This is a genomic window from Bhargavaea cecembensis, assembly GCF_001619585.1.
Classification (GTDB): domain Bacteria; phylum Bacillota; class Bacilli; order Bacillales_A; family Planococcaceae; genus Bhargavaea; species Bhargavaea cecembensis_A.
In genome coordinates, this window is record NZ_LQNT01000001.1 from 394,591 (window position 1) to 409,202 (window position 14,612).

At 55.8% G+C, this 14,612-nt stretch carries 15 protein-coding genes; all 15 read left to right on the plus strand.

Going from position 1 to position 14,612, the window contains the following annotated elements:
• Positions 1-17: 17 nt before the first annotated feature.
• Positions 18-1,046, plus strand: coding sequence for a heat-inducible transcriptional repressor HrcA (gene hrcA / locus AV656_RS02005; RefSeq protein WP_063178293.1), 1,029 nt, complete (start codon positions 18-20; stop codon positions 1,044-1,046).
• 27 nt (positions 1,047-1,073) lie between these two features.
• Positions 1,074-1,694, plus strand: coding sequence for a nucleotide exchange factor GrpE (grpE, locus tag AV656_RS02010; protein ID WP_082818566.1), 621 nt, complete (start codon positions 1,074-1,076; stop codon positions 1,692-1,694).
• Positions 1,695-1,752: 58 nt separating this feature from the next.
• Positions 1,753-3,582 (plus strand): molecular chaperone DnaK, encoded by a 1,830-nt coding sequence (dnaK, locus tag AV656_RS02015; protein WP_063178295.1) that lies wholly within the window; start codon positions 1,753-1,755, stop codon positions 3,580-3,582.
• 178 nt (positions 3,583-3,760) lie between these two features.
• Positions 3,761-4,900, plus strand: coding sequence for a molecular chaperone DnaJ (dnaJ, locus tag AV656_RS02020; RefSeq protein ID WP_063178297.1), 1,140 nt, complete (start codon positions 3,761-3,763; stop codon positions 4,898-4,900).
• A 16-nt stretch (positions 4,901-4,916) separates the two neighbouring features.
• Positions 4,917-5,888, plus strand: coding sequence for a 50S ribosomal protein L11 methyltransferase (gene prmA, locus AV656_RS02025; protein ID WP_063178299.1), 972 nt, complete (start codon positions 4,917-4,919; stop codon positions 5,886-5,888).
• A complete protein-coding gene (locus tag AV656_RS02030) occupies positions 5,869-6,618 on the plus strand; it encodes a 16S rRNA (uracil(1498)-N(3))-methyltransferase (protein WP_063178301.1) in 750 nt (249 codons plus the stop codon). The genes prmA and AV656_RS02030 overlap by 20 nt, the downstream gene beginning before the upstream one ends.
• A gap of 5 nt (positions 6,619-6,623) precedes the next feature.
• Positions 6,624-7,967, plus strand: coding sequence for a tRNA (N(6)-L-threonylcarbamoyladenosine(37)-C(2))-methylthiotransferase MtaB (mtaB, locus tag AV656_RS02035; protein ID WP_063178303.1), 1,344 nt, complete (start codon positions 6,624-6,626; stop codon positions 7,965-7,967).
• A gap of 111 nt (positions 7,968-8,078) precedes the next feature.
• Complete coding sequence (deoC, locus tag AV656_RS02040) at positions 8,079-8,750, plus strand: deoxyribose-phosphate aldolase (RefSeq protein ID WP_063178305.1); 672 nt, start codon at positions 8,079-8,081, stop codon at positions 8,748-8,750.
• 130 nt (positions 8,751-8,880) lie between these two features.
• Positions 8,881-9,054: a 30S ribosomal protein S21 gene (gene rpsU, locus AV656_RS02045; RefSeq protein ID WP_008299898.1), complete on the plus strand. Its 174-nt coding sequence runs from the start codon at positions 8,881-8,883 to the stop codon at positions 9,052-9,054.
• Between the two features lie 168 nt (positions 9,055-9,222).
• Entirely contained in the window at positions 9,223-10,539 is a 1,317-nt protein-coding gene (locus AV656_RS02050) for an NfeD family protein (protein WP_063178307.1), read from the plus strand.
• Between the two features lie 11 nt (positions 10,540-10,550).
• Complete coding sequence (floA, locus tag AV656_RS02055) at positions 10,551-11,552, plus strand: flotillin-like protein FloA (RefSeq protein WP_063178309.1); 1,002 nt, start codon at positions 10,551-10,553, stop codon at positions 11,550-11,552.
• A 30-nt stretch (positions 11,553-11,582) separates the two neighbouring features.
• Complete coding sequence (locus AV656_RS02060; protein ID WP_063178311.1) at positions 11,583-12,107, plus strand: hypothetical protein; 525 nt, start codon at positions 11,583-11,585, stop codon at positions 12,105-12,107.
• A 68-nt stretch (positions 12,108-12,175) separates the two neighbouring features.
• A complete protein-coding gene (locus AV656_RS02065; RefSeq protein WP_063178313.1) occupies positions 12,176-12,424 on the plus strand; it encodes a hypothetical protein in 249 nt (82 codons plus the stop codon).
• On the plus strand, positions 12,411-13,535 hold the full coding sequence (locus AV656_RS02070) for a sporulation protein YqfD (RefSeq protein WP_063178315.1): 1,125 nt from the start codon (positions 12,411-12,413) through the stop codon (positions 13,533-13,535). The genes AV656_RS02065 and AV656_RS02070 overlap by 14 nt, the downstream gene beginning before the upstream one ends.
• Before the next feature lie 4 nt (positions 13,536-13,539).
• A complete protein-coding gene (locus AV656_RS02075; RefSeq protein WP_419865543.1) occupies positions 13,540-14,502 on the plus strand; it encodes a PhoH family protein in 963 nt (320 codons plus the stop codon).
• Positions 14,503-14,612: the final 110 nt, after the last annotated feature.

Sequence of the window (14,612 nt, forward strand, 5' to 3'; positions counted from 1 at the left end):
TAACAGAGGTGATGATCTTGCTGACAGAGCGCCAATTGCATATTCTGCAAGCGATCGTCGACGGGTTTATCCGGTCGGCCCAGCCTGTCGGATCGCGCCAACTATCCAAACTTGAAACGGTGCCGTTCAGCGCGGCGACTATCCGGAATGATATGGCAGACCTTGAGGAACTCGGTCTTCTGGAAAAGACGCATACATCCTCGGGAAGGGTGCCCTCCGAGAAGGGATACCGCTTTTATGTGGACCATCTGCTGAGAACCAGAAGCTTGGAAAGGACGGACCTTGAGCGGATACGCTCCATCTTTGACGACCGGCTGCTGGAGACGGAACTGATTATCCGGAAGACTGCCGACATCTTGTCCGAACTGACGTCCTATACGTCCGTTCTGCTCGGCCCGGATGTCGGTCAGCACAAGGTGAAACGGTTCCAGATTATCCCCCTGTCCGATGACTATGCGGTTGCAATCATCGTCACGGACGGCGGCCACGTCGAACACCGGAATTTCCACATACCGGAGGAGATTCATCCTTCCGACATCGAACGGATGGTGAATATCCTCAATGAGCACTTGGTCGGCATTCCGCTCCATGAGATCGACCGGCGGATGCAGACCGAGATCTCAGGCATATTCCGCCGCCATGTCGGCCGGTACGGCGAGCTGTTCAAGTCGTTCCGCGAGTCGATCAGTGCCACGAATGAGGAAGAGCGCCTGTTCTTCGGCGGCCGTATGAACATGCTGACCCAGCCGGAATTCAATAATCCCGAAAAGGCGCGCCAGGTCATGCACTATATGGAAGACGAACCGCTTGCCGCGCTGCTGTTCGATCTCGGCGCTGATGGGATCCATATCCGCATCGGCTCTGAGAACGGCCACCTGGCCATGGAAGATTGCAGTGTCATCACTGCTTCTTATACAGCGGGAGAGGGAAGAAAGGGCGCGATCGCCATTGTCGGTCCGACAAGGATGGACTATGCGCGGGTCGTGTCCGTACTCGACTACATGAGCCGGGGACTCTCCCGTGAATTGGGCCGGCATCTCAAATGATGTCTCCCAAACAACACAACGGTTAGTATGAGAGTTTGGAGGAGTTTTTTCGTGTCCAATGATCAAAACAAAGAGATGAATGAAGAGAACGTCAAGACGGCTGCGGTTGAGGGAGAAAACCTGGCTGAGGAAGCCAGCACTTCAGAAGCTGAAGCCACGGCGGTTGAAGGGGCAGAGCAGGAAAACGAAGGTAAAACCGACTCCCGCATTGCCGAACTGGAAGAAGAGCTGGATCAGAAAGAAGACAGGTATCTTCGTCTGCTCTCAGATTTTGAAAACTACAAGCGCCGGTCAGCTGCGGACATGCAGGCTTCCGAAAAATACCGTTCTCAGCGGCTAATGCTTGAACTGCTGCCGGTACTGGACAACTTCGGCCGTGCGTTTGATGCGGAAGTGAAGTCCGAAGATGCGCTTGCCCTCAAAAAAGGCATGGAGATGATCTACCAATCCTTCAAGTCCGCCATGGAAAAGGAAGGGCTCGAGGAGATCGAGGCGGAAGGCAAGGAGTTTGATCCGAACTTCCACCATGCCGTCATGCAGGGCCAGGACGACTCCAAGCCGTCCAATACCGTTTTGGAGGAACTCCAGAAAGGGTATATGCTGAAGGATCGGATCCTGCGTCCTTCGATGGTAAAAGTAAACGAATAAATGAATAAACAACTTGCATAAATGCTTCACGATGCATTGATTTTAGGAGGAATGGAAAATGAGCAAAATCATCGGGATCGACCTTGGAACAACCAACTCTGTAGTAGCGGTACTGGAAGGCGGCGAGCCGAAAGTCGTTCCGAACCCGGAAGGCAACCGGACGACTCCTTCCGTCGTATCGTTCAAGAACAGCGAACGCCAGGTCGGTGAAGTGGCAAAACGCCAGTCGATCACCAATCCGAATACAATCATGTCGGTCAAGCGCCTGATGGGCACAAATGAAAAAGTGTCAGCTGAAGATCGCGACTATTCCCCGCAGGAAGTTTCTGCGATGATCCTTCAATATCTTAAAGGGTATGCGGAAGACTACCTCGGAGAAAAGGTCAGCAAAGCAGTCATCACGGTTCCGGCTTACTTCAATGACGCAGCGCGCCAGGCGACGAAAGACGCCGGCCGCATCGCCGGCCTCGAAGTCGAGCGGATCATCAACGAGCCGACGGCTGCTGCCCTTGCCTATGGGCTTGACAAAACAGACAGCGAGCAGACCATCCTCGTATATGACCTCGGCGGCGGTACGTTCGACGTTTCGATTCTCGAACTGGGCGACGGAGTATTCGAGGTACGCGCGACAGCGGGCGACAATGCGCTCGGAGGCGACGACTTCGACCAGGCGATCATGGACTGGCTCGTGGAAGAGTTCAGGAAGGAAAACGGCATCGACCTGTCCAAGGACAAAATGGCGATGCAGCGCCTGAAAGACGCAGCGGAAAAGGCGAAGAAAGACCTGTCCGGCGTGACTTCCGCGCAAATCTCGCTGCCGTTCATCACGGCAGGGGAAGCAGGCCCGCTGCACCTTGAGACGACGCTTTCCCGTGCGAAATTTGACGAACTTACAGCAAGCCTCGTCGAGCGCACGATGGTTCCTACACGCCAGGCCCTCAAAGATGCAGGCCTTTCCGCAAGCGAGCTCGACCAAGTCATTCTCGTCGGCGGTTCCACACGGATCCCTGCCGTTCAGGATGCGATCAAGAAAGCGACCGGCAAAGAACCTCACCGCGGTGTAAACCCGGACGAAGTGGTCGCGATGGGTGCTGCCATCCAGGGCGGAGTACTCTCTGGTGACGTGCAGGATGTCGTTCTTCTTGACGTGACGCCTCTTTCCCTCGGCATCGAGACGATGGGCGGCGTGATGACCAAGCTGATCGACCGCAACACGACGATCCCGACTTCAAAGTCTCAGGTCTTCTCGACGGCTGCGGACAACCAGCCGGCCGTGGATATCCACGTTCTCCAAGGGGAGCGCCCGATGGCAGCCGACAACAAGACGCTCGGCCGCTTCCAGCTGACCGATATCCCGCCTGCACCGCGCGGCATTCCTCAGATCGAGGTCACATTCGACATCGACAAAAACGGTATCGTCAACGTCAAGGCGAAGGACCTGGGTACGAACAAAGAGCAGCGAATCACCATCCAGTCCGATAACACACTGTCCGACGAAGAAATCGAACAAATGATCAAGGACGCGGAGGCAAATGCCGAAGCGGACAAGAAGCGTCAGGAAGAGGCCGAACTCCGCAATGAAGCGGACCAGGCGGTCTTCATGACTGAAAAGACGATTTCCGACCTTGGCGACAACGTCTCCGAAGAGGAAAAGAAGCAGGCTGAAGAAGCGAAAGATGAGCTGAAAGCCGCTCTCGAAAAAGATGACATTGAAGACATCCGCACGAAGAAAGACAAGCTCATGGAAATTGTCCAGCAGATGTCAGTCAAGATGTATGAGCAGGCCGCGGCCCAGGCCCAGCAGGATCAGCAAGACGGCGGATCTTCCGATGACGGCGTCGTCGACGCAGACTTCGAAGAAGTCGACGATGACAAGAACAATAAATAATCCGCCCTCGGAAAAGCCAAAGTCGGTGTTTCGGCTTTGGCTTTTCTACTGTTTAAAGCCGTGCGTCGGGATATGAACAGATTCCGAAGGGGCGGCAGTGCTGTCATCTTAACGTTTTTGAAAGACCATTTTCCGCATGGTACAATGATTGTCATGTAAGGGAGTCAGGAGTGAGACTATGAGCAAGCGTGATTACTATGAAGTGCTTGGTATCACGAAATCTGCAAGTAAAGATGAAATCAAGAAAGCGTACAGGCAACTGTCCAAGAAATATCACCCGGACCTGAACAAAGAAGAAGGGTCCGATGAAAAGTTCAAGGAAATTGCCGAAGCCTATGAAGTCCTGAGTGACGAAAGCAAGCGTGCCCGTTATGATCAGTTCGGTCATGCCGATGCAGCGGGCGGTTTCGGCGGGGGCGGATTCGGCGGCGGAGGATTCAGCGGCGGTGCCGCAGGATTCGACTTTGACGATATTCTGAACACCTTCTTTGGAGGCGGCGGCAGACGGCGCGATCCGAATGCGCCACGCCAGGGCGCGGACCTCTCCTATACGATGACGATCGACTTCATGGATGCCGTTTTCGGCAAGGAAACAGAAATTGATGTCAATAAGGAAGAGACCTGTGACACCTGCGGCGGCGACGGAGCCAAGCCGGGCACGAGCGTCAGCACCTGCTCGGAGTGCGGGGGCTCAGGACAGGTGAGCGTCACGCAGACGACGCCGTTCGGCCAGATGGTCAACCGCCGGCCATGCGCGAACTGCCAGGGCACAGGGAAAATCATCCCGGAGAAATGCTCCGAATGCCACGGTGCGGGCCGTGTTACTAAACGCAAACGAATCAAGATCAACATCCCGGCTGGCGTCGAGGACGGCCAGCAGCTGCGCGTTTCCGGCCAGGGCGAACCCGGCGTAAACGGCGGGCCGGCAGGCGACCTTTACGTGGAATTCCGTGTGCGGCCGCATGAGCGCTTTGTCCGCGAAGGCGACGACATCCTTCTGGAACTTCGGGTCAACTTTGCACAGGCATCCCTCGGGGATGAAGTTGAGGTCCCGACTGTACACGGCAAGGTCAAGCTGAAGATTCCTGCCGGAACACAGACGGGAACCACGTTCCGCCTGAAGGGCAAAGGCGTTCCGAACGTCCATGGATACGGGACGGGCGACCAGCACGTCATCATCAAGCTCGTCACCCCGACGAAGATGACCGAAAAGCAGAAACAGCTGATGCGGGACTTTGCCGCTGTCAGCGGAGATGTTCCGGACGAATATCAAAGTTCGCTTTTTGATCGTCTGAAGCGTACATTCAAGGGTGACTGAAAGGGCGGATATTTACATGAAATGGGCGGAAATCGCGGTGCATACTTCCACGGAGGCTGTCGAGGCCGTATCGAATCTCCTTTATGAAGCCGGAGCGAGCGGAGTGGTGATCGAAGACTCCCGGGAACCCGATCTCGAGCATGATACCCGGTTTGGCGAACTTTATGAACTGGACAGGGCGGATTATCCGGCAGAGGGGGCCATTGTCAAAGCCTATCTGCCGGTGAACAGTTTCCTTCCCGAGACGGTGAATGAACTGAAAAACGAAATTTCCAATCTGGTATCCTACGGGCTCGATATCGGCCCGAACTCTGTCACCCAGTCGGAAGTGGATGAGGAGGACTGGTCGACTGCCTGGAAGGACTATTACCACCCGGTCAAAATTTCGAAGCGGTTCACAATCGTGCCGACTTGGGAAGAATATGAGAGGCTCGGCTCGGATGAGCTGATTATCGAGCTTGATCCGGGCATGGCATTTGGCACGGGAACACACCCGACAACAGTCATGTGCCTGCAGGCACTTGAAAAGACCGTCCGGGAAGGTGACGAAGTGGTCGATATCGGCACGGGCTCAGGTGTCCTGTCGATCGGTGCCGCGCTTCTCGGCGCCGGCAGGATCACAGCACTCGATCTGGATGAGGTGGCTGTAGAGTCAGCCCGCCAGAACGCGGCTCTGAACGGGCTGGCCGGACAGATCGACGTCCGTCAGGGCAACCTGCTGGATGCATACGATGGCCGTCCGGATGTCGCGGTCGCCAATATCCTGGCTGAAGTGATCGTCACTTTCACCGAAGATGCCTACCGGGTCCTGAAGCCGGGAGGCCTCTTCATCACTTCGGGTATCATCGCCCAGAAAAAGGATGATGTGAAGGATGCGCTTGCAGCTTCCGGCTTCGGAATTGAGGAAGTGATGGTGATGGAAGACTGGACCGCCATCATCGCCCGGAAACCGGAAGCAGGTGGGCAGGATGCAGAGATACTTTCTTGATGCACCATTCGACGCCAACGGCCGTGCGGTGATTTCCGGAGATGATGCAAGGCATATCACGAAGGTGATGCGGATGTCCGAAGGCGGGAGGCTGATCGCGGTATCCGGCGGTGAGGCTTTTGAATCTCAAATTATTGCACTCGCAGACGGCGAGGTGGCGATCCGCAGGGACGGAGAAGCACTCCCTTCCAATGAGATGCCTGTCAAAGTGACGGTTGCGGCAGGTCTTCCAAAGGGAGATAAATTGGACCTCATCGTACAGAAGGGAACGGAGCTGGGGATGACCGGCCTGATTCCTTTTGAAGCGGAGCGGTCCATTGTGAAGTGGGACAGCAAAAAAAGCGGCAAAAAGGTCGACCGGCTCAGAAAGATCGCAAAGGAAGCGGCGGAGCAGTCGCACCGGAGCATCATACCGGATATTTCGGAGGTGTCCGGTCTGGACGGCCTGATCCGTCTTGCGAAGTCATTCGATCTGCTTCTCATTGCGGATGAGGAAGCCGCCAAGGACCGGAGCGGGGGCTCGATTGCCGCTCTGCTTGAAAACGTGTATCATGGACAGAAGGTATTGGCCGTCTTCGGTCCCGAAGGCGGCATCAGCCGTGCGGAAGCGGAGCGTTTCCGTGAAGCGGGATTCAGGCCAATTGCGCTCGGACCACGCATCCTCAGGGCAGAGACGGCACCGCTTTATGCGCTGTCCGCCATTTCAAGCGAAATAGAAGGAAAGAGGTGAGCCCCATGTCGACTGTTGCCTTTCATACATTGGGCTGCAAAGTAAACCACTATGAGACGGAGGCCATCTGGCAGCTTTTCAAAGACGCCGGCTATGAGCGGGCGGAGTTTGAGGGCCAGGCAGATGTCTACGTCGTCAATACATGTACGGTCACGAATACGAGTGACAAAAAAAGCCGGCAGGTAATCCGGCGCGCCATCCGGACCAATCCGGATGGCGTCGTGTGCGTCACCGGCTGCTATGCCCAGACGTCCTCCGCCGAAATCATGGAGATTCCGGGCGTGGACATCGTCGTCGGCACCCAGGACCGGACAAAACTGCTCGGCTACATTGAGCAGTACCGGCGTGAGCGCCAGCCGATCAACGCGGTCGGCAACATCATGAAAAACCGTGTCTATGAAGAACTGGATGTCCCTGCGTTCACCGACAGGACACGTGCATCCCTGAAGATCCAGGAAGGATGCAATAACTTCTGCACCTTTTGCATCATTCCCTGGGCTCGCGGCCTGATGCGTTCACGGGACCCGGAGGAAGTCGTCCGCCAGGCACAGCAGCTTGTCGAAGCAGGATACAAGGAGATTGTGCTGACCGGCATCCATACCGGCGGATACGGGGAAGATCTTAAAGATTATAATCTTGCCCAGCTTCTCCGGGACATCGAAGCAAAAGTCCCGGGGCTGAAGCGTCTCAGGATCTCTTCGATCGAGGCCAGCCAGCTGACCGATGAAGTGATCAGCGTGCTGAAGGAGTCCAATATCGTCGTACGCCACCTCCATATTCCGATCCAATCAGGTTCGGACACCGTGCTGAAGAGGATGCGCCGGAAATATACGATGGCCTTCTTTGCGGATCGTCTGGAGCGGCTTCGTGAAGCGCTCCCTGATTTTGCCCTGACTTCTGATGTCATTGTCGGTTTCCCGGGCGAGACGGAAGAAGAATTCATGGAGACTTACACGTTCATCCGTGACCACCGTTTTGCAGAACTCCATGTATTCCCGTATTCAATGCGGATCGGAACGCCTGCTGCACGGATGGATAACCAGATCGACGAAGAAGTGAAGAACGAACGTGTCCACCGCCTGCTTGAGCTTAATGGCCAACTGGCGAAGGAGTATGCATCTGCCTACGAGGGCCAGGTTCTTGAAATGATTCCGGAAGAACCGTTCAAGCAAGATCCGGAAAGCGGGCTTTACGAAGGTTATACAGACAACTACATGAAAGTCGTCATCCCTGCCGACGAATCGATGGTCGGAAAAATTGTCCGTGTCAAGATCACAAAGGCTGGTTACCCTTACAACGAGGGCGCCTTTGTCCGCGTGATCGAAGACAATCCGGAACCGGTCGCCTGAACCGGCATCGCCCGGAGCCGATCCACGGCTTCCGGGCGTATTGCGTCTGGGCGGGAAGTTCCCGGAGAAATCAGTCAACAGACCTCGACGGTCAATATAGGAGGATCAGCCATGAGCATCAATGTCGCATCAATGATTGACCATACGCTTCTGAAACCGGAAGTGACGAAAGAGCAGATCGTGAAGCTTTGCAGCGAGGCGAGAGAGTATCAGTTCGCTTCGGTCTGCGTGAATCCTTACTGGGTGGATACGGCAGCGTCCGAACTGTCCGGCTCGGATGTGAAAGTCTGCACGGTGATCGGCTTCCCGCTCGGTGCCGGCACAAAAGAGACAAAGGCGTTCGAAACAAAGGATGCCATTAAAAAGGGTGCGCAGGAAATCGATATGGTCATCAATATCGGCGCACTGAAAAGCGGCGACGAAGAAACCGTTGAAGCGGATATCCGCGCAGTTGTTGAAGCAGCCGCCGGTCAAGCCATCGTCAAAGTCATCATCGAGACCTGCCTTCTGACCGACGACGAGAAAATTATCGCCTGCCGCCTGTCCAAGCAGGCAGGTGCTGATTTTGTGAAGACGTCAACCGGCTTCTCGACGGGAGGCGCGACGGTGGAAGATGTTGCGCTGATGCGCCTCACAGTCGGCGATGAGATGGGTGTGAAGGCTTCCGGCGGTGTCCGCAGCCTGGAGGACCTGCAGGCAATGGCCGAGGCCGGGGCCACAAGAATCGGGGCAAGCTCCGGCGTCAAGATTATGCAGGGGCTTACCTCGAACGAAGATTACTGATCTGCACCGAGGAAAACAGCTTGCCAAAATAAAAGATAAATATTGACTGTTAACAGCAATTGGGCTATAATTTCTGAGTACATGACGTGTTTTCATGTATGGAAGTGCGTACGGAGGGAGGGGAAAAGTCATGACAAAAACTGTCGTTCGTAAAAACGAATCGCTTGAAGATGCTCTTCGCCGCTTCAAACGTGGTGTTTCCAAATCGGGCACGATCCAAGAGGCCCGCAAACGCGAGTACTATGAGAAGCCAAGCATTAAGCGGAAGAAAAAGTCCGAAGCTGCCCGCAAGCGCAAATACTGATCCCCCTCACCATCCCTGCGTCCATAACAGGAATGGCCAAAATCAGACATGCAAAACCGGAAAATCCCATGCGGGGTTTTCCGGTTTATTTCATTTTCATGAAACTTTTTGCTTTGTTCATCCGTATAATCACCTATAATGGACGAAGAGAAGAATGGGGGTGAAGACTTGAAAGGAATCCGCTTGATCCGCGGCCTCCTTCTGTTCGCCGCCCTGTTCCTCTTGGCGATACCACATGCCGGAGCGGATGGCGGCAAGGTTTACCACGTGCCATTGGAAAATGAAGTCGAACGGGGACTGTATGAGTTCCTGGACCGCTCATTCGGCGAAGCCGAAAAGGCCGGTGCCGAAACGATCATCCTGGAAATCAATACACCGGGAGGGTTTGTGGATGCAGCAGGCCGGATCGCCAAACTGATGGATGAAACCGAACTCCATACGATTGCGTATATCAATCGCGATGCCCTATCGGCGGGTGCATTCCTCGCGTTGCACGCAGATGAAATCTATATGGATCCGAACGGCCGCATCGGGGCGGCGCAGGTGATCGACCAGTCAGGGAATGCTGCCGGAGACAAAGCCAACAGCGCCTGGCTCGCGTCGATGAAAGCGGCTGCTGAATCATCCGGCAGGAATCCGGAGTATGCGCTTGCCATGGCAGACGCATCAATTGATTTGCCGGAATACCGCGCGGGAGAAGGCAAACTCCTGACGCTTTCCGCCGACGAGGCACTGGAAGTCAAGTATAGTGAGGGAACCGTGTCCTCATTTGACGAACTGCTGGCAACCGCAGGGCTTGAAGGTGCCGAAATCGTCGAAATGAACGAGACATTCAGCGAGAAACTGGCGCGTTTCATCACGAATCCGGTCGTCGTGCCGATCCTGCTGTCAATTGCGGGGCTCGGGCTTGTGGTAGAGCTGTATTCTCCGGGCTTCGGCATTCCGGGATCAATGGGCGTCGGGGCATTGCTCCTGTTCTTTTATGGACATCTCGTCGCCGGGCTGGCCGGCTATGAATCTCTCCTGCTGTTCCTGGCGGGTGTCGGCCTGCTCATAGCCGAGTTCTTTGTCCCGGGTGGAATTCTCGGCATAATCGGTGCTGTGGCCATGGTTGCGGGCATCATCATGGCAGGGGCTGACCCGGCCTGGATGGCCATTTCCGTCATCACGGCGCTGGTCATCACGATATTGGGAATGGTGATCATGATGAAATTCTTTGGGAAACGGCTCCACCTGCTTAACCGCATCGTCCTGAGGGACGCCACCGATACCGAGAGTGGCTATGTCTCCAATGCCAACCGGCTTGAACTGATCGGCCGGATGGCCCGGACAGTGACACCGCTCCGGCCTTCCGGTACGGCAGAAATTGAAGGCGAATACATCGATGTCGTCTCTGAACGCAGGTTCATCGGGAAAGACCAGAACGTCAAGATTACAAAAGTCGAAGGCTCCAGGATCGTTGTCCGGGAAGCCTCCGACGAATAGGAGGAAACAGAATGCTTGGATTGGGAACAATCGGGCTGATCATCGTTGCATTTCTGGTGATCGTCGCCCTGTCCGTCTTCTTTACATTCGTGCCGGTCACGCTGTGGATTTCCGCACTTGCAGCCGGCGTGAAAGTCAGCATCTTCACACTGATCGGGATGCGTCTCCGCCGGGTTATCCCGAGCCGGATCGTCAACCCGCTTATCAAGGCTCATAAGGCCGGGCTTGAAGTGGGCATCAACCAGCTGGAGAGCCACTATCTTGCAGGCGGTAACGTTGACCGCGTTGTCAACGCCCTCATCGCGGCTCACCGTGCGAACATCCCTTTGACTTTCGAACGTGCGGCAGCGATTGACCTGGCAGGCCGTGACGTGCTTGAGGCCGTCAGCATGTCCGTCAACCCTAAAGTCATCGAAACGCCGTTTATCGCAGGGGTTGCCATGAACGGGATCGAGGTCAAGGCAAAATCCCGTATCACGGTCCGGGCAAACATCGACCGGCTCGTCGGGGGTGCCGGGGAAGAGACGATTGTCGCCCGTGTCGGCGAAGGGATTGTTTCGACCATCGGTTCCTCCAAACACCATACCGTCGTTCTTGAAAATCCGGATATGATTTCCCAGACCGTCCTATCAAAAGGACTGGATGCCGGCACGGCATTTGAAATCCTGTCGATTGATATCGCGGATGTGGATATCGGCAAGAACATCGGTGCCGAGCTCCAGACCGAGCAAGCCGAAGCCGACAAGAACATTGCACAGGCAAAAGCCGAAGAGCGCCGCGCGATGGCCGTCGCCAGCGAGCAGGAAATGCGCGCCAAAGTCGGTGAAATGCGAGCGAAGGTCGTCGAGGCGGAAGCGGAAGTTCCGCTGGCCATGGCAGAAGCGCTCCGTTCCGGAAATATCGGCATCATGGATTATGTGAACTACAAGAACATCCAGGCAGACACCTCCATGCGCGAAACCCTCGGGAAAATGGGCAAGGAACAGGACAAGCGCACTGACGGCAAGAAATGATCCGCGGTTTGACGGAAAGGGGATGAGCTGATGGAACCGATCATCCTGCTGATCATCTCACTGATCATCGGCTCCCTGTTCAAGGGAAAGGACAACCAGAAGCCGCCGGCGCAAAAGCCAAACCAGGCTCCCCGTCCTGAAGTTCCTAAGCGGCCGGCTGCTCAGGGAGGCAGTCTCAAGGACCTGACCAAGCAGCTATATGAAGATCTCCAAAAAGAGATTCAGAAAGAGACAAAGGAATTCCGGACGGACCCCCGTGATGCGGAATCCCGGCCCGAGCGTACGGAGCCCGTTCGCAGAACAAGGCGTGATGCGGAGGCCGACACCGTAACCGACAGTACCGCCAAGCGGCCAGTGCGTCCGGAGCGGCCAGTGCGTCCCGAACGGTCCGAGCGTCCGGAGCGCACTCGCGAGCTCGTGAGCGCAGAGGCTCCGGCTCCCCGGGAACAGGGGCCGGCAGATCCGGGATCATTATTCCCGGGGTCTGAAGAAGAACTTGCAAGGGCAATCGTATTTGCAGAAATTCTCGGTCCTCCAAAAGCAAAAAGAAGATAACCGGCTGAAGCCGGTGTGAATGACCCTCCTCGGCCTGTCATAAACTGAAGGCCAAGGGGGGTTTTTGTATGCGCAGATTTTTCAGGATGGTTCCTTTTCTCGAAATCGAGGATCATCAGACGCTGCGGCTCAACGGGAAATTCACCATCGGGAAGATTGGCGAACGCGCGGTCAGTCTCCGTCTGGCGCCATATGCGATGACACTTGAAGGAGAAGCGGTGCAGGTGGAGGAGATCGGAGACGAAGCGGCACTGATCACATTTGACCGGCTGGACCGGCTGACGCTGATCCGCACGAGAGACCATGCAGACGGGTAAGCGGCTGCGCGGACGGGAAACCGTCCGGCTCACGGTAACGGGAAGCGGAGCCGATGCCTTTTTCTCGGCATGTGCCGCATCGGGTATCCGCATGAGGGATGCCGAGCGCGACGGGGAACGCCTCCGGTTTTCCGTGATGCGAAAGGACATGCCCGCCCTGCGGAAGCTGAGACGGAAGTACAGGGTACGTCTCGGACTCCAGGCCGGGCGGGAAGGTGTGATCCTGGACCTGTCCCCGGTCCGGGTGATCGCCGTCCTGATGTTCCTGTTCGTACCCCTGGCCTGCTCAGGCTTGATCTGGTCAGTCGGGGTGGAAGGCGGCAAGCCGGAGCGCCAGGAACGGATCAGTGACTATCTCGAAAAAAATGGGATCAGGCCTTTTATTACGATCGGCTCCGTACCTGATGAATCTGTAATCAGGAATGATCTGATGGTTGCCGACCCCGGCCTGAGCTGGGTACGTGTGAGCCGTGAAGGCGGCCGCCTGACCGTCCATCCGATCGAGGCTCCGGAGACCGGTGAAGATACCGGGAAAAAGCTGCCTCCTGCCCATCTGGCGGCATCAAAGCGCGCGGTCATCACCCGGTTTGAGCTGTCGAGCGGTGTCCGGAATGTCCTGCCGAATACGACAGTGGAAAAGGGGGACATCGTCGCTTCGGGCATTGTCACGCAGCGGGAAGACAGCCATGTGACCGGAGCAGAAGGAAAGGTGTACGGAGACTATTATGTCGAGACCCGATTCGAGATGCCGGCAGTCATCCGGTATTCTTCGCCGGGGGAACGGGCCTACCGGTTTTCGGTGGGCGGTGAAAAGCCTGATGGGAACGTCTGGCGTGAGGTGCCGGTTCCCTCTATCCTCGGTTCTTTCCTGACACTGTCTGAAAGCCGGGATGGCCAGGCCAGAGAAGTGAAGATCACGGAGGAAAACGGGGAACGCATCATCCTGTCCGTTTTGAAGGAGAAGCTCCTGGGAACACTTGATCCAGATGCGACTGTAAAGGATGAAAAAGTTTTGCGAGTGCATTATGATAATGATAAAGTAAAGGGGACCGTATTATTTCTCATAAATGAAAATATTGCCGTAAGAAAACAGATTTCCCAAGGAGATTGATCGATTGGAAGAAAACACGGTACAACTGCATGTGGAAGATCCAAACGAAGCGGTGATGCTGCTCGGCATCTCCGATCAGAACATGAAGCTGATCGAGGAAGAACTCGGAGTGCGGGTACTCACGAGGGGCGGTGTCATCGTCATCCAGGGCGAGGAGGAACCGCGCGGAACCGCACAGGAGCTTCTCAGCCAATTGCTGCGCGTTATCCGGAAGGGCATCAACATCAACCTGCGTGATGTGTCCACTGCCCTGGAGATGGCCAAGAACGGCACAATTGAATACTTCGCGGAACTTTATGATGAAGAAATCGCAAGAAACGCAAAAGGGAAGGCCATCCGTGCCAAGACGATCGGACAACGTGAATACGTCCACGCCATCCGTGCGGAGGACATGGTGTTCGGTATCGGTCCCGCAGGCACCGGGAAAACCTATCTCGCTGTCGTGATGGCCGTGCAGGCTTTGAAAAATGGACAGGTCAAGCGCATCATCCTGACCCGTCCCGCCGTGGAAGCAGGGGAAAACCTCGGCTTTCTTCCGGGTGATCTGAAGGAAAAGGTCGATCCTTATCTGAGGCCGCTGTATGATTCCCTGCATGATGTACTGGGGCCGGAACAGACAGAACGCCTGATTGAGCGTGGCACCATAGAAATTGCGCCGCTTGCTTATATGCGCGGGCGGACACTGGATGATGCCTTTGTCATACTCGACGAAGCCCAGAACACGACCAAGGCCCAGATGAAGATGTTCATGACCCGGCTCGGTTTCGGTTCCAAGATGGTGATCACGGGGGACCAGACACAGATTGACCTGCCCCGAAACACGGAATCGGGCCTGATTGTTGCCCAGCGGATCCTGAAAGAAGTTCAGGGAATCCGCTTCCTGCACTTCGAGCAGGCGGATGTCGTCCGCCATCCGCTCGTTGCGCGGATTATCGAAGCATACGAAGCAAGCAGTCACCGGGAGTGACCAGAAAGGTACACCGGCCGAGTCTCCTGCCTCAGCTGGAGTCCGGCCGGTTTTGTCATCCTTGGGGCCGGGGATTGGCCGTCATGGACGGGGAAAGAGGCGTTTCGGCC

Excerpts from the sequence above, each read along its gene's own strand:
- prmA (WP_063178299.1), top strand. The coding sequence starts at position 4,917 with ATGAAATGGGCGGAAATCGCGGTGCATACTTCCACGGAGGCTGTCGAG.
- dnaK (WP_063178295.1), top strand. The coding sequence starts at position 1,753 with ATGAGCAAAATCATCGGGATCGACCTTGGAACAACCAACTCTGTAGTA.
- deoC (WP_063178305.1), top strand. The coding sequence starts at position 8,079 with ATGAGCATCAATGTCGCATCAATGATTGACCATACGCTTCTGAAACCG.
- mtaB (WP_063178303.1), top strand. The coding sequence starts at position 6,624 with ATGTCGACTGTTGCCTTTCATACATTGGGCTGCAAAGTAAACCACTAT.
- rpsU (WP_008299898.1), top strand. The coding sequence starts at position 8,881 with ATGACAAAAACTGTCGTTCGTAAAAACGAATCGCTTGAAGATGCTCTT.
- floA (WP_063178309.1), top strand. The coding sequence starts at position 10,551 with ATGCTTGGATTGGGAACAATCGGGCTGATCATCGTTGCATTTCTGGTG.
- AV656_RS02030 (WP_063178301.1), top strand. The coding sequence starts at position 5,869 with ATGCAGAGATACTTTCTTGATGCACCATTCGACGCCAACGGCCGTGCG.
- AV656_RS02060 (WP_063178311.1), top strand. The coding sequence starts at position 11,583 with ATGGAACCGATCATCCTGCTGATCATCTCACTGATCATCGGCTCCCTG.
- AV656_RS02065 (WP_063178313.1), top strand. The coding sequence starts at position 12,176 with ATGCGCAGATTTTTCAGGATGGTTCCTTTTCTCGAAATCGAGGATCAT.
- dnaJ (WP_063178297.1), top strand. The coding sequence starts at position 3,761 with ATGAGCAAGCGTGATTACTATGAAGTGCTTGGTATCACGAAATCTGCA.
- grpE (WP_082818566.1), top strand. The coding sequence starts at position 1,074 with ATGAGAGTTTGGAGGAGTTTTTTCGTGTCCAATGATCAAAACAAAGAG.
- AV656_RS02070 (WP_063178315.1), top strand. The coding sequence starts at position 12,411 with ATGCAGACGGGTAAGCGGCTGCGCGGACGGGAAACCGTCCGGCTCACG.